Origin of the sequence: Paenibacillus sp. NPDC057886, from assembly GCF_042796655.1 — a bacterium.
Taxonomy (GTDB): Bacteria; Bacillota; Bacilli; order Paenibacillales; family Paenibacillaceae; genus Paenibacillus.
The window spans coordinates 165,752-181,546 of record NZ_JBHVMZ010000009.1; the positions used below are offsets into that span (position 1 = coordinate 165,752).

The 15,795-nt window shown below is 46.5% G+C and carries 12 protein-coding genes; 1 reads left to right on the forward strand and 11 read right to left on the reverse strand.

Annotation, left to right across the window (positions count from 1 at the left end; all coding sequences use genetic code 11):
* Nucleotides 1–13 precede the first annotated feature (13 nt).
* From ACFVQB_RS27075 to ACFVQB_RS27110, 8 genes are all read right to left on the reverse strand, one after another.
* Nucleotides 14–2,440, reverse strand: coding sequence for a helix-turn-helix domain-containing protein (locus ACFVQB_RS27075; RefSeq protein WP_379446993.1), 2,427 nt, complete (start codon nucleotides 2,438–2,440; stop codon nucleotides 14–16).
* A 72-nt stretch (nucleotides 2,441–2,512) separates the two neighbouring features.
* The gene (locus ACFVQB_RS27080; protein ID WP_379446994.1) at nucleotides 2,513–3,385 is read right to left on the reverse strand and encodes a carbohydrate ABC transporter permease; all 873 of its coding nucleotides are present in this window, start codon (nucleotides 3,383–3,385) and stop codon (nucleotides 2,513–2,515) included.
* Between the two features lie 52 nt (nucleotides 3,386–3,437).
* Nucleotides 3,438–4,385 (reverse strand): ABC transporter permease, encoded by a 948-nt coding sequence (locus ACFVQB_RS27085; protein ID WP_379447139.1) that lies wholly within the window; start codon nucleotides 4,383–4,385, stop codon nucleotides 3,438–3,440.
* Nucleotides 4,386–4,430: 45 nt separating this feature from the next.
* On the reverse strand, nucleotides 4,431–6,008 hold the full coding sequence (locus ACFVQB_RS27090; RefSeq protein WP_379446995.1) for an extracellular solute-binding protein: 1,578 nt from the start codon (nucleotides 6,006–6,008) through the stop codon (nucleotides 4,431–4,433).
* A 205-nt stretch (nucleotides 6,009–6,213) separates the two neighbouring features.
* Nucleotides 6,214–6,750: a hypothetical protein gene (locus tag ACFVQB_RS27095; protein ID WP_379446996.1), complete on the reverse strand. Its 537-nt coding sequence runs from the start codon at nucleotides 6,748–6,750 to the stop codon at nucleotides 6,214–6,216.
* A gap of 56 nt (nucleotides 6,751–6,806) precedes the next feature.
* A complete protein-coding gene (locus ACFVQB_RS27100) occupies nucleotides 6,807–7,325 on the reverse strand; it encodes a GrpB family protein (RefSeq protein ID WP_379446997.1) in 519 nt (172 codons plus the stop codon).
* A gap of 325 nt (nucleotides 7,326–7,650) precedes the next feature.
* A complete protein-coding gene (locus tag ACFVQB_RS27105; RefSeq protein ID WP_379446998.1) occupies nucleotides 7,651–8,613 on the reverse strand; it encodes a glycosyl hydrolase in 963 nt (320 codons plus the stop codon).
* Between the two features lie 289 nt (nucleotides 8,614–8,902).
* Nucleotides 8,903–9,394 carry a hypothetical protein gene (locus ACFVQB_RS27110; RefSeq protein WP_379446999.1) on the reverse strand — a complete coding sequence of 164 codons (492 nt, stop codon included), beginning with the start codon at nucleotides 9,392–9,394 and terminating at the stop codon, nucleotides 8,903–8,905.
* A 251-nt stretch (nucleotides 9,395–9,645) separates the two neighbouring features.
* On the opposite strand from ACFVQB_RS27110, the gene ACFVQB_RS27115 reads away from it, so the two are divergent.
* Complete coding sequence (locus tag ACFVQB_RS27115) at nucleotides 9,646–11,043, forward strand: chymotrypsin family serine protease (protein ID WP_379447000.1); 1,398 nt, start codon at nucleotides 9,646–9,648, stop codon at nucleotides 11,041–11,043.
* A 222-nt stretch (nucleotides 11,044–11,265) separates the two neighbouring features.
* On the opposite strand, the gene ACFVQB_RS27120 is transcribed toward ACFVQB_RS27115, so the two are convergent.
* From ACFVQB_RS27120 to ACFVQB_RS27130, 3 genes are read right to left on the reverse strand one after another with little or no spacing between them, the layout of a single operon-like run.
* Complete coding sequence (locus ACFVQB_RS27120) at nucleotides 11,266–12,276, reverse strand: carbohydrate ABC transporter permease (RefSeq protein WP_379447001.1); 1,011 nt, start codon at nucleotides 12,274–12,276, stop codon at nucleotides 11,266–11,268.
* Nucleotides 12,277–12,308: 32 nt separating this feature from the next.
* Nucleotides 12,309–13,208: a carbohydrate ABC transporter permease gene (locus ACFVQB_RS27125; RefSeq protein ID WP_379447002.1), complete on the reverse strand. Its 900-nt coding sequence runs from the start codon at nucleotides 13,206–13,208 to the stop codon at nucleotides 12,309–12,311.
* Complete coding sequence (locus ACFVQB_RS27130) at nucleotides 13,205–15,790, reverse strand: DUF5696 domain-containing protein (RefSeq protein WP_379447003.1); 2,586 nt, start codon at nucleotides 15,788–15,790, stop codon at nucleotides 13,205–13,207. Before ACFVQB_RS27130 ends, ACFVQB_RS27125 begins: the two co-directional genes overlap by 4 nt.
* Nucleotides 15,791–15,795: the final 5 nt, after the last annotated feature.

Sequence of the window (15,795 nt, forward strand, 5' to 3'; positions counted from 1 at the left end):
TTTCGGCAGAAAATTATACGGAACGGTTACCGCACGAATGCCCGGTTTGCTTGCGGACGTCTTCCCGGTACCGACTCGGCGTCGTTCCCTCGCTTTTCTTGAACAAACGATTAAAATAACTCGCCTGATAACCGACCTGCTCCGCAATTTCATTGATCTTAACGTCTGTCGATTCGAGCAGCTCTTTAGCCCGCTTCAATCTGATTTCTGTTAAATAATCCACAAAATTCTGACCAAATGTCTGCTTGAAGGCCCGACTTAACGTGTAGGCATGAATCCCGTGAAGGTCTGCCAGCTCATCCAGCGATAATGCTTCTGCATATTGCCGCTCGGCATGCTCTTTCATATGATGAACGGCCATCTGTATCTGCTTCTCTTCCTTGCCCGTGAATTCCTCCACACATACGTGCACGATTCGTTCCCTGAACCATTGGATCAGTTCATCCAGATCATGCAAATGCACCACTTCCTCATACACTGCCAAGCCGAACAGTTCAACCGGATCTTCACCCAATTGCAGCAGGGTGTGCTGTATCCGCGCCAGCAATTGGAATAACGCCTGACGAATGTGCTCCTCTGAGGATTCAGATCCTGCGTATGTGTCCATAAATCGCCTGAAATGCTCCAGAGCTAATTCCTCATCACCACTGCGCAATGCCGAAATGATGTCCTGCTCCAATTCAAGCGGATAAGCTCCTTTTTGCTTCACATCCTGCTCCGCCCCCTCATTCATATCCATGATAGACAGGTTGGAAGAGAACTGCCTTTTCCTCAATACGGATCGTGATTCTCTAATCAGCTGTGGAATGTGCGAGGCATCCGATGTGAGTTTGCTAAGGACCACCGTCAATCGAATATTCAATTCCAACTGTACGCTGTCCATCCACTGTTGACCCATACGGATCAGTTCATTTCTAAATTCAGTCGTATCCGGCTGGAACTCTGGAGGAACAGCAAGCAGCAATGCAATCGACAGATCATGATAATTGAGTGTCTCAGCCCGATAAGATAGCTCCTGTAACTGTCTGCCCAATATGTCCGTTACGGCAAAACTAATCCACTCTTGGGATTCACGCCCATGATGTTCGCTCCCCTGAAGAAGAACGACTTCAGGACGAATATGGGCCAGCATGACAACGAACTGTTCATCCCTTAGATCCCATCCTAGCTGGGCCAGTCGTTCCCGCCATTCACGGTCTGATGGCAATAAGAGCTGACCAAGGGTCAGCTGGATTAACAGGCTTTCCCGGGCAAGCGGTAGATGTTCCTCCAAGCGCTGCTGTAACGATTCCCGTTCCCGATTTATGCCGATCCAGCGCTGCTCGATATGCTTGATTTCATCCAGCTGCACAGGTCCATTCGAGCTCGAGCGGACCGAAGCCGATGAGAAACCTTTGGATTGGGATAAAAAAGATACTCCCGGCTCTTTAGCCTCTATCGGTGCCTCGGTCACGGTAAAGATCCGCAACAATTTTGTGAAAGGCTTATAGAGTTGGAGTGAACCGACCCAGGACAGAATTAGCGCCAGCAACAATCCCGCTCCATTCACAAGCAGCACGATACGGGGTACCGACACGATTGGAGCGACAATTTCATTGAGGGGAGCCGCGGAGATATAAGTCCAATCCGTCCCCATTCTGCGGAAGGTCCCTGATTGAACGGAATAGGTTAAGTCGTCATACTCCATCAGGAAGGAAGACGGATTGGTTTCAAAATTTAACACATGTTCCCGAACAGCTTGCTGTAATCCACCCAACTCTTTGTCCTGTGGCAGCATGGGCTTCCCCTGCTCGTCCAGCAAAAAGGTTGTTCCGCCGTTATACGGGGACAAGGTCTGCAGCATGTTTCCAAGCTGTTCGTTATCCAGGGTGACGGTCAACGCACCAAGCGCATCCTCACTTCCACCCGGAAGTCGATTCACCATCATCATGGAACTGCCCTCCAGGGAGCGGGACCAATACGTCGCCTGCAGCTGTTCGGTCAACCGTTCAATCTTTGTGATCTCACTGGGGTCACTCATAAAATCATATCGTTCCGAATCCATCTTCACGGCTCGGGGTTCATTCAGATACAGCTGAACTTTGCCGATAAGTGTATTGGAATTCTGAATCATGAGCAGCAAACGATACAGTTCATGTACCTGCTTATATTTGTATACAAAATCAAGCTCTTTCAGGCGGTTATCAAATACCGGATCGAAGGCCCACTGGGAAAAGGTCAATTCAAGCGCATCCAATTGTTCGCTAACCCATGCGGTCCGCTGCTCGAATTGTCGCAGATGGGCTTGCTGCAAAATGTTCTCCATTTTGACGGTGACCCAACCATACAACAACAAACCTGTGATCACACCCGGAATGCAGGCGATAAACAGAATCATCATCAGACTGCGTCTGAAATAGCGCCCTCTGGGCAAGTTGTCTGCTGTGCGCTTGAATAACATCTGTCTGTGCCTCCTTCCCGGGAATATAAGCCGAATATCAGCCGAATTGCAGCCTGAATCCTGAATACAAATTTATCCTTTAACTGAGCCGATCAAGGCTCCTTTGGCAAAGTGTTTTTGAATAAACGGATACACAACCAGCACAGGCAAAATGGCTACAATGATCGCTGCCATCTTCAGCATCTCTGTCGGCGGTGTCTGCACCTGCTGTCCAGGTGCAACCAGATCTATGTTCGAAGCATTCAGCAGCATATTTTGCAGCAGTACTTGAATAGGCCATTTTGCCGAATCGTTCAGGTACAACAACGCTGCGAAGAATTGATTCCAGTACCCTACGGCGAAAAACAAACCGAATGCAGCTAATGCCGGCATGGACAGTGGCAATACAATCGTGTACCAGGTTCGGATGGCACTACAGCCGTCAATGGCCGCCGCTTCGCTGATCTCTGCGGGCAGGCTGTCGAAGAAATTTTTCATCAACAATACCGTCCACCCATTGGCGAGCGCAGGCAGAATCAGCGCCCAGATGTTATTGATCAGCCCCAACTCCCGTACCAGCAAATAATTCGGTATAATGCCCGGACTGAACAAGATCGTCAGTACAATCAGGAACATCAGTATTTTTCTGAATTGAAACCGCTTCTGGGACAGTGCATATGCCAGAGAGGACGATACGGCCAGGCTGCATACCGTGCCCACGGTTGCCAGAAATGCACTGTTTCCCAGCGAGCGCGCAAAGGCAGGCGTGGATAACAAATACGTATACGCTTCGACAGACCAGCGTTTCGGAAAGAGTACGATTTTCTTTTGCAAATACTCTCCTGGATCCGTGAACGAAACGACAAAAACATAATACAGCGGGAAGAACATGACCACGGCCAACAATCCAAGAACAACAGCGTTCAGGGACTGTCCCACTCTCTCACTCCATTTCAAATGATGCATTCGAAACCTCCTTCCCCTGAATCAATGACTGGCCCGAATACGGGTACCGAAACTAGTAAACACCTTCCTGACCCATACGTTTTACCAGACGGTTTGCAACCACAACCAGTACCAGTCCGATCACGGATTTGAACAATCCAACCGCCGTACTATAGCTGAAATCTCCCTGCTCGATCCCTGTGCGGTATACATAGGTGTCGAATACTTCAGCCACTTCGGATACAGCACCGTTGTACATAAGGAAAATTTGCTCGAATCCAACCTCCATGATGTCTCCCAGTCTTAAAATCAGGAGCACGATGATGACACTACGGATGGCAGGCAGTGTAATGTGCCAGATCTGACGCAGCCGCCCTGCCCCATCCATTCGTGCCGCCTCATATAGTTGGGTGTCCACACTCGCCATGGCAGCCAGAAACACAATCGTGCCCCATCCTGCTTCCTTCCACATCGCTTGCAAGGTGACCATGATCCAGAAGCTGTCCGGGTTCGTCAGTATATCCACCCGCGGCCAGCCCCATAAGGTGAATAGTTCGTTAATCAGTCCCGTTCCTTTGGCGAACAGGAGCAATGTCAGCCCGGCAATAATTACCCAGGACAGAAAGTGTGGCATGTAGATAATCGTTTGAAGCAGTCTCTTGTACGCCACACTTTGCAGTTCATTGAGTCCCAGCGAGATCAGAATCGGAAAAGGAAAGAACAGAATCAGATTTAACAGACTAATCGCCAGTGTGTTTCGGAACAGCAAAGCAAAATCCGGATTGGCAAAGAGTTCAGTAAAGTGCTGCAGCCCGACCCACTCACTGCCCTGAATGCCACGAAAAGGGGAATAATCCTGAAAAGCAATCATGATGCCCCACATCGGGATATATTTGAAAACGAGAAAGAACAGGATACCTGGCAATGCCAGCAAGTATAACGACTGGTCACGCCGCAGCGCGGATATCAAGTTTAACCATTTGCTTCTGGCTGAAGTCTGCTTCCCCTTAATCGTGTTCATTCGTTGCTCATGGATGCTCATGGTTTGCAGCTCCTTCCCTCAGATTCACTGTCCGTTTCTTTTCTTGTAAGCCTCTGTCATCTCATCACTCATCGCTTGAATATTCGGGTCATTATGCAGAGTCTCCACAAAGGTATCCCAAGCCTCAATAGGCTCTCGGCCCAATATAATCTTCGCTTTCAGATCCTGAATCTTCTTGTTGAGTTCAGGCAGAACCTTCTGCCCGGTCTCCGATTGAAGGCCAGCAGACAGATCGGCTACACTGGTTTTGTCCCGCTCGGCCTCCACTTTCTTGAACAGTTCATTCGCCTGTGTTTCTTCATCCGTTTCGCCTGTCGTATCCCAAGGCAGGTCAATGACATTGACGATATGATTGAAATCCGAGGCGTTATCGGCCGTCAATTTCTCGGTATTCGCTACCTTTTTGCCATCGACCACTTCATAATGTGTGCCTTCGATCCCGAACTGCTGAATTTCAAATACTTCGGGGTTCATCCAGGTGTCCACCAGTTTCAGAATACGTTTCATTTTCTCTTCCGGCACACTCGCAGGAATTGCCAAAATACCGTTGTATCCAGCCCCTTTCGGGTTGTATCCGTTCAGTTTGGTCAGAGGGTAAAAGTCCGTATATTTGAAAGAAGGATCAACCTTCTTCAAGTCATCAGCATAGATTTTGCGCATCGTTCCTGTCTTGTCCACAATAATGCCCGCTTGATTACGTTTGAACAGTTCCCTTGCCTGCGTCAGCTTGAGCGAAAGCAGATCTTCCGGCATCATGCCGCTGCTGTAGGCTTTAGTCAGATATTGAAGGGATTCTCTAACCTCAGGCAGCAATTCCCTATAAACCAGCTTCCCTTGTGATTCATCCCATTTCCAGCTGCTGTTGGTTCCAATAAATGAACTTTCAATGGCACCCAGTACAGGGCCGAGATTGCCTCCCCAGCCCAGATCATCCGGACTGATATAAGCGGCAAGTGCGGTCGAATCTTTGGCTCCATTTCCATCCGGGTCCTGCTCCACAAAAGCCTTCATCACTTCGAACAGCTCATCCGTGGTTTCCGGCACCTGCAAATTCAATTTGTCGAGCCAATCCTTGCGGATGATGAAAAACGAATCGCCGGTTACCGGGCGGGGCCGGGGAATACCGTAATTGTTGCCATCCGCTGCCTTCGTCGTTTCCCAGGCAATGTCGGGAATGCCGTTGCTCAGATTAGGATAATCCTTGATATAAGGCGTGACATCCCAGAAAGCCCCCTGCTTGACCATCTTGGTAAACGTGCTTCCGAACGGGTCATTAATCATGATCAAATCTGGGATATCCCCGGAAGCGAGTGTCAAATTCAGCTTGTCACCATAAATATTGTTGGAAACCCACTGGATGTTCATTTTGGAATTCGTCGCCTCTTCGATCGCACGCTTGATTACATTGTCATCAGCCGCTGGAACCGCACTTGGCGTAATCGTCATGATACTGACTTCCAATGGATCATCCGCATTGCCACTGCTTCCGTTTGCCTGTCCTTCTTCTTTACTTCCGCACGCACTGAGTACAACGGACATGACCAACACAAACGATATGATCCAGGCCAAACTACGGGTGTTTCGTTTCCCCACTTTTTGCATGAGATTTCCCATCCTCCTTAGTATCTTAAACCTATCGTATTAATCGGATTAACACCTAAAAAAAGGGGCTTATACAGACCTTTGAAGAATGATCTTCGGGACTGGTCAAAGCTTTCACTCACTATAACGAACACCCGTATTTCCTGCAATTGCACTTTTTTGCACCTATTAAAATCGGCATAAATGCGCCCTAAACCCTTGCGTCTCAACGATATGGTCTGATAATTACCTCGTTCCATACCTGTACTTCGATATAACGCTCCGGGCCGAGATTACCCTGTCGATTCCATTCCTGTGGCCATCCATAGGATTGAATAACGTCCAGAATTTCATCTTTCGTGTAGACCTGCTTACGGTAAGGTTTATCATCCATATAACGCATCGTTGGAAACAAATCGCCGTAAGTAAAACTTACGGAATCAGCAGGCAGATCCTCCCACGAGATCGTGACCCAATCCGGTTCGGTATACCATGATTCCAACCACGCGCATGCACCCAGAGTCATATAGTGAGGATAACGGTTGGTCGATTCCCCGCCTTTGGCGATAAACTGCTCGTACGCTTTCTGCTCAAGCGCTCGGCGAATCATCATGTAATCTGCTGAACGCTGACTGGCAAAATTCCGGCCTTTCTGCCGGATACTCTGCGCAACGGCTTCTGCATCCTGTTCGGACAGACTGGAGAGATTACGGAATGGTCCAATACTTTTCTCAAAATAATGATACGCGTTCAGGTCTGTCATTCGAAACTCGCCTCTTTTTCAACGATATAAGACACTCTCTTTCACGAATACAGAGTTTATTCCTCCTGCAATCTGGCCTTCTGAATGATGGATTGAATAAACGGAGCCTTGGCAGCAGTGTATCCAGCACGGTCATGTCTGAACTGTTGTTCCAGTTTCTTTTTCAATGCATAATACGCTAGCATAACTTCAGGGTCTCTCCTGAGAGCATTGCGAAACAGCAAATTATCATTCCATTCCTTGCTCTTATACCTATATACATGAAGATGATGAGTACCTGCTCTCCATTGTCCTTTACGAAAAAACAAGCGCTCCTTAAACTCCGGCTTGGGCACATATTCATATCCCAGTTCTGCCAATGCTTCAATATGTACTGGTTGTACATCGTCCAAAGCACGTACACCCACCATCATATCGATTAATGGTTTCGCTCCCAGACCTGGCACAGATGTACTGCCAATGTGTTCCAGATCCACACAGATACTTGTTAGAACCCTCTTGATTTTTTCACGTTCTACGTTATAGTCCTCTACCCAATTCGGGTCATACTTAGATACAACCACAACTTCTTTCATTCCCATTACGCCTCTCTGTCTCTTACATTTAATAGTCATAGTGTACATCATGTCTACATTGATGGAAATAACTGTAGCAGAAAAACTCATCCAAAATAGAAATTCCCATCTCAGATATTAGAGCCATCCTACGTCCTGTTTACTTCCAATGAGGCTTTATTCCCGAAAATCAGTGCCATGCTATCCAACGCTGCTGGGTAGCTCATTTAATCGGAACTCACCCATTTTACAAAAGAAAATGATCAATACAAAAGCGTCAGCACTCGCATAATTCCTTATGCTTTGCTGACGCTTTTATAGTTTAGTAATAGTTCAGATGACAGCCCTATTTCCAGCTCCACTTCGGTAATTGATCCAGGGTTACGACATAGTCACTGTTATACACTTCTTTTAAAAACTCTACTGGATTATGATTGCCACCCTTTAGGAATTCTCCCGTCCAGGTACAGAACCAGCTCCAATGTACACCTTGCTCTTTCATTTGCTTCGGATCAGGAATGGAGCCGTTCTCAGCTAAGGCAATGATTTTGCTGCCTTTCACCAGTTCAAGCAGATTCTCGTAACGTTTAGCTAGTGGGCTGTGATCCCCTGCTGCTGGGTACACATCTACACTCACAATGTCCACTACATCGTCACCCGGATACCACTCCGGCTTTTCGGAGTTCCACACCCAGATCAGATTGCCCAGATCATACTTGTTGACCAATTGATCATACAGCAGACGATACAACTGCTTGGCAGGTTCAGGTCCTTTGCCTCCCCACCAGAACCAGCCTCCTTCCGCTTCATGAAGCGGCCTGAATAACAAAGGCACCCCAGCATCCTTTAGTTCTTGCAGATGTACTGCAATTGCATCAATGTCCCGAATCAATAAGGTATACTCCACCGACTCGGGATGTGCCAACGCAGAAGCAAGGTCGTAAGTGGTGGCATCGGTATAGAAACCGCGCCACCATTCCTTGCCTGGTTCATCTATCAGATGCGTAGGTGCATTCCAATGCCAACACAATGTCACAATTCCGCCTTGCCGATGCCAAGCTATCGCATCACGAATCTCCTGGGAGATCGCACCGCGCTCTGTCCTTGATGGAGAATATTCCATGAGATCGAATCCGATCACCGCGGGCTTACGGCCCGTATTCTCATTAATCCAGTTCAGATTGCCGATATCCTGCTGACCCGACAGTACCCCTTTTCCATAACGCTCTGCCAAGTACTTCATCAGTTCTCTGGCCTCGGAAGTTGCTTCTTCATTCACCAGAACACTGCTGATCTTGCTATCCGTCATATCGAATACCTCCATTGAATGTTCACTAACCCTTACTTCCCTTCTGCTTAACCAATAACACCGAAACATTACTTGATCCGGTACTTTACCACGATTTTAACCATCACCTGTACTCATGTCATAAAGTGTGGATATGTATTGACCGGATTTTTACACTCTCAATGCCAAACTGCTCGCACTTTTTTAAAAAGTCTTCTTCGAACGCCAATATCTTCCTAACTTACAAACTATCTATTACAGAAGTAAACAAGCACCTTAAATCTTTAGCTAAAGGTGCTGTTTACTCTTTCTATTGCTCATCTTCAATAACTTCAATTCTTTGAGTATTTGTTTTAATAGTGTAGTTGCTGGCCTTGCCGCCCTTAGTTATAGTAAATTCGGCAACAGCAGATATTTCATAGTTGCCTGGCTCCTTAATCTTATAATTGAATTCCTCGGGAATGGTAGTCTTTCCTGAAATTTCACGAATTTTGCCTGCATCAGTGACAAACGAAGAATTAATCTGTCGTCCACTGCTATTTTTTACAATAAATGTTAACACCTTCTCCCTGCTAGCTATTTGCAGTTTTTGCTTGGACTTCACATCAAAATTACCTATGACAGTAAACATTTCATTTGCCTTTACTTTTTTTGGAGCAGAGATATTGACCGAGAAAAGAGAGTCTTCTTGCTTCTCCAATTTGGGTGATCCCTCCCATCCATTCATCATAGCTTTATCCTCTTTTAGTGATTGGCAGCCAAACAAACTTAGGCAAACAAACAATGCTATAAACATTTTCAAACTAACTCACCTCCTTTTAGAACAGACGTAGATATTTCATAATTTGTTTCATAATCAGAGATTTTTTTTAAATAAAAAAATCATAAAAAGGGATTTAATTCAAAAAAATCACAGAAAACAAACACAAATATTTCATTTAATTGTATAATATTCCATAAAAGACGAAGTGAAAGGGGGATTTTTAACTTACTACACTCTTCGTCTGTGACTTTGTTGAAAAACTTTAATACAAAAGAGAAAGGACTGGTAAAATGAAAATCAGAAAATTAATAGGTTTGGTTACTCTAGTTTCGTCTATGCTACTAAGCCTCAATATGGGTGGAATTTCAAGTGCAGAAGAAAATAAGGAGTATCAATGGAAAACTTTAACAGGATCTATCTGGGATATTGCAGAAATCACACAGAAAAACAATTTAAATGAAACTCCATATCCCTTGCAAATGTTTGATTCTCAGGAAAAACTCCAAACTACATCCATTTTTAAAAATTATGTGGAGAAAAACAGAATTAAGTATGATATTCCTATAATTAAAAAATTAATAGAAAACGAACCCACAAAATTCTCGGGACATTATTACTCTGAAGATAAGGGAACAGTGGTAGTGCAGATTACCCAAGATATAGAACAATTAAAAGCAAAGGTTCTAAACTCGGTTCAAAATAGCGATAAAATTGAATTTCAAGTCACAAAATTTTCTTGGGAAGATATTGAGAATGCAAAGAAAACAATTAGAGAAAATGTTAAGCCTGGTACCGTTCGCGCACTTATTCCCGATGTACAAAACAATAAACTAATCATCGCGATGGATGAAGAAGCCAACCTAAGCGAAGAATCAGTCGCTAATCTTGTTACACAGTCAGATATGCTTGAATTCACAACTCTACCCGCTTCTTCACTTAAGGTTGAAACCGATAATACTAATTACGGTCCCCAGTTCCCCATGGGATCTAAAATAGGAGGAAATTATGAAAAGGTAAGTGGAGATAATTATCAACACACCATATGTACCGCTGGGTACTTCGGAGTAAACCAAAATAACCGAGAGGTGCTAGTTACATCTGGTCATTGCCAACCAACAGGCACAGTCAATGCTTGGTACCAACCCACTTGGAGCTATTCTACTATTGGAAATTTCACATTTCGAACAACATCTTCAGGGGACGGTTCAAATGCTTCCTCGGATGCTGGATATATAACATTAAACTCTGATTATTCAGGACGTCCAAGAGTTCCATACCCATCCACTTCAAATATGGCTATGGTTACCGGCGTATATGTTAGTGATACCCCTGGCGATACAGTGTATTTAAGGGGAGCGAATAGCGGTACTACCACTTCAGGAAAAATTGCTTATTCAAACGTTGATATTTATTGGGGAGGAGCTGGGTACGGTTACAAACATAATGAAGTACTTGCCACAGGATACATTTCCATGGGAGGTGACAGTGGAGGCCCCATTTTGACTAACTATGCCTATGACAATTCTCTGCAAGGATGGACATTCGACTTGGCCGGTACTCATACTGGCGTTGTAACTTTAACTAGTAATCAAAGCCCTATTCCTCCTGGAACTTATAAAGTGTATGAGCCTATTTGGACTACTTACAGTGATTTAAACCTATCAGGTATAACAGTTATTGCCAAATAAAAGAAAAGTAACATACGGCCCAAGTTCTTCTCAGAGGGCTCGGGCCTTCATGTTTTCTAAATCTTTTCCACGTAGCTGAAATAGAAACAACTGAACCTTGCTTGTTTATGGCAGTTAAACAACTTGAGAAATATCCGAATAATCCACCCCACTTTGATGGATTATCGGACGCCTTGCAATAAACATTTCATCATTCTCCCACCAAATGTGAGAACCTTCCGCTTAACCCACAACCCCGGAGCGTTCAACGCTCTCCACGAAATAGCGCTGTACAAACAAATACAAAATAATGAGCGGTGCAATTGCCAGCAGAATGCCTGTATCCACGATCATGGCAACATAATTGGGGTCTGCCTTCATACCCGAGTTCGAACCAAAACCCATTAATTGGGGAATCAACTGGTTGGCTTGGGCAGGCAATGATGCCACCTTCAGCGAGATGAGTGGACTTTCACTCATGAATAGCGCGGAATAGAATGTATCGTTGTACTGCCAGACAAAAGAGAACAGAATGACCGTAATTAGCGGTGAAATGGCATTCGGCAGCATGATTCGGGCAAATGTCCGAAATCCGCCTGCTCCATCAATCAGCGCAGCTTCTTCAATTTCCTTGGGCATGCCCTTGAAGAACTGGCGGAAAATATAAATAAACAGCCCCGCCTTCAGCCCACCTGCCGTAGCCGCGGTAATCATGGACGGCCAGTATGTATTCAGCAGATTGATCCCCTCTCGTCCCGTGAACAGATGAACCATTCCCAGAATGTCAAAATTGCGGAAATGCAGATACATCGGCACCATCAGGGTGCTTGTCGGAACAAGAATGGTGAGGATGACCAATACAAACAGCACATTGCTGCCGGGAAAAGAAAAGCGGGCGAAGCCGTACCCGGCTAATGCACAGGATATGGCTGTGAGCAGCGTTGTAATCGTGACGAACAACAGCGTATTCGCCAGCAAAGGCAAATAATCCATCACCTGCGCCGCAAGCTTGATATTATCCAGCGTAAAATGCTGAGGAATCATATAGATAGTCGGATTATAGATATCCTGTTTATCCTTGAACGCAACCGAAATTTTAAGAAATAACGGATACAAAATAATAAATGAAATGCCGATAACCAGTGCATATCTGAATATGGAATACAGGAGGTCCGATGTCTTGTTTCGTACCCTCTGCATGCGGTAGTTCTCTTTCGGAACCACCACCATGCGATCCGTTCCCGACACACCCATAGTCTCATGCCTCCTTCAACGTTCGTTAACTTTCAGTTATAATGAACCCGCCGTGATAGTACCCATCCGACAACAACCAATACCAGACCGATGACCAGGGTGTATAGCCAGGACATGGCCGAGCTTAGGCCGAAGTTCTGGGTTTTGAACGCCGTTTGGTAGATGGACTCGGTCACCGGGCTGCCTGCGAAGGAATCAATGATGGTATAGATTACATTTGTCAGGATCAATGGACTCACCATCGGAAACGTAATTTTCCAGAATGATTCATAGGCTGTTGCCCCTTCAATCTTGGCCACTTCGTACATGGAACCGGGTACCGATTGAAGCGCCGCAAGGAAGATCAGAATCTGTACGCCAGAGCTGCTGACAATATCGTAAATGCGCATAATGGCTTCCACGATATAATCCACATAAGCCATTGGCAGTCCCACATCATTCAGCATTCGCACAATTGAAATGACGTTGAACGAAGCTCCCCCTTCGGTAGACGATTCAACCGCACTGGCGTCCCCCATCAGATTGATCAACCCTGCGGACTCGGCCGCTGCCACCGCGCTCGAGGCCAGAATGACGGGTAGGAAGAAGATCGCACGCGCCATCGTTCTGCCCTTGAATTTCTGGTTAAGCAGTGTCGCCGTAAACAGACTAAAGAACAGAATCATCGGCACATTCAGCAGCATCGTTCCAACCGAATCCACCAAGATCCGGTTAAATGAAGCATCGACCAAGATGGCATCCTTGAAATTTTTCAATCCTACAAAATCCAGTACATATCCTCCTGGGGCAACCGACAGATTGCTCAAACTGAACCGGATCGATTGCAGCAGCGGCGTGGCGAACAGGAAGATGAAACCAATCAGCCATGGCGAAATAAACGCAAGTCCAAGCAGCGCTCTCCGGGATTTCAGCGATAAACGAAGGGTTCTCATCGGTTCACTCCTTCCACTGCATAGTCCGCCCCGCCAACGGTAATTCCATCAATTGTTACCGGATCATCCGTGTAATTGATCAAGATAGATGCACCGCCACTGTAGGTGACTCGTACAACACCATCCTGAACTCGTTCATGCTCAGTTATGGGCTGGTTCCTCAAATTACCTAATACCTTATTCGCTTCCTTGTATAATGCAGCTGCGTCATCTACCCAATATGCAAAGTCAGTGGCATAAGCCGAATCATAACTGGTCAGCTTCAGCTTGGACGATGGTTCATACGTCCATTGAAATTGCGGAGCTGAGCCCAACTCCAGACTGCGGAGCAGCTGTTTGCGCAGATCCTGATCTCCTGACGTATTCATTGCGGAAGCAGCGTAGTCCATGTATCCATGAATGACCATTTCATAAAAAGGAACTTCCTCATCGGTAATGTTAAATCGGCTGGAGCCTGAGGGAGCATCCACAATATGCTGCGTATATCCCCATGCATAGGCGTTAGCGGATGATAACATCATGTTCGGATACTCCTGCTGCAGCCTGCCCAGTTGCTCCTTCACGATGTTCTTCGCGGTCTCCCGGTGAATGACACGACTATCGCGATAATCTGAGCTCAATACCTGCCCGAGATCACGCAGCGATAATGCGCTGAGCTCCAATTTATTGATTTTCCCGGCAAACTCGCTCACCACATACGGCAGCTTGGCGGCCGACAACAGATAATAACTGTCTTTGCTCTGATCCATCCGGTTGAGGGCAGGACTGTATGGATACAATTCAGCTGTCTCCTTGGTTACAAATCGCGCTGCATCGGAGGATGGAGCAAAGTTCCAATCGTCGTGATAAATACGCTGAAACGCCACATCAGGGAATAACGCTCCGCCAGACTGCTTCAGTTGTTCAGACAGATCATGCAACTCGGACCGACTGCCCACTTCACTGTCCAGTTTGACCTGGGTGGGTGTATGGTGACTGAAACCTCCGCCAAACCATCCCTGATACCGCATCTGCACGCGGTTCACACCCTCCTGCTGTAGCTTCGCAGCCATTTCAGCCGCTTGTTCATATGTCGTCATTGCCAATGTGGTCCGATAAGGTACACCCAGGAATGAAGATTTTTTGTCCACTGTACCTAACACATCCACGTAAAAAGGTAGTGCCGATTCGTCTTCCAGCGGTTTCAGTACTTTCTGCCCCACCAATTGCTGCTGATACAAGCGGGCCATGCCGGAATAACTGGCATCCTCGCCATGAAGAAAATGGTATCGTACCTGAATATCCCCACGGAACGGTTCCTCGCTCAATAGCTGAATCTCCTGCATTTTTTGCGAGGTATACATCTCCAGCTCATCCTCACCCCGCAGGGAGAACGTGCCGTAGACGTGGTTGTAGCTATTTTGCCTGCCTCCAATATCCGCAGAGATACTGGCCATGCCGTCCCCTTTTTCAATCACGGCAAACCAGGCATGTTCACCGTTCTTCAAACCAAAGACAGGCATATGGACAGATTCACTGACCTGCGGGCGACTGAATGAATTGTCATTCGGATCTGCACCGTACACACGCTGTACATACTGCTCCTCCTTGACCTTTCCGTTATTCAGATGGATCAGACTGCCTGAACCGTCAGGTACAAACATATAACCTTCACCTTTTGTATCCGCGGCACCAAAGTAAGCGAGCAGATCGATATTGCGAATGCGGTATTGTCCGCTCTCTTTCACCTGACTTAGCGGCACGGTTACAACCAGCGAACCTTGATCCAGCCGGTATTCCACCGGAATGACGAAGCTTGGTTTATCTGATGTGCCCCCGCCTTCGACCCCATTTTCCTGATTGTCAAAAGCAAGATCGGCTGCGGTGTACCCCGCCGCCTCAAAGGCATCCAGCATCTTGTTCAGCACAAGCTGCTTTGATATCTGTCCATCCAACCGTTCCAGCACATCCGGATTGTTCTTGGTTGGATAATAACGAGCAGATGTATATCTTGCCACTGTGGCATCCAGTTTCGAAAGAACCTTCTCCTCCAGACGCTGTTTGCTGATCAGTTTGGGCAGGGCATCAATGCCGAGCGAGGTATCCCCAAGCGTGTATGTAACGCGAATGCCCTGATCCACATTGACGGCTGCGAACTGTTTGTTACTGATACTGGAACTAAAGTTTGGAAAGTTCTCCAGCGTACCAATCGAATCCCGGAATGACACGTTCAGCTGGGAGGACAGAACTTCCTTTTCATAACCGGAAGCCAGGCCATCCTGATTACGTTCGTTCGGATTGCTGTACCAGATCTGTCCACTCGCTTTATCACGAACGGCAATTTCCGTCGTTTCCTCGTTGTAATAGAGTGCCATTCCCTGTTCTTCGGCGACAAGTTGCATACCCGGCACCCCCTGTGAAGAATCGGTGAGGAATTGCAGTGACTCCGTCTCGGTTGGTACAGCCTCTGTTGTTGCTTCAAGATAAGCCGCTGCTTCTACGGCAGGTACTCCCCTGTTATTGATATACAGCAGTCCAGCCGCGATCAGGATCACAGCAGCACCACTGGCCAGCACCGTATATATTCGTTGCCTTTTGTTCACGGATG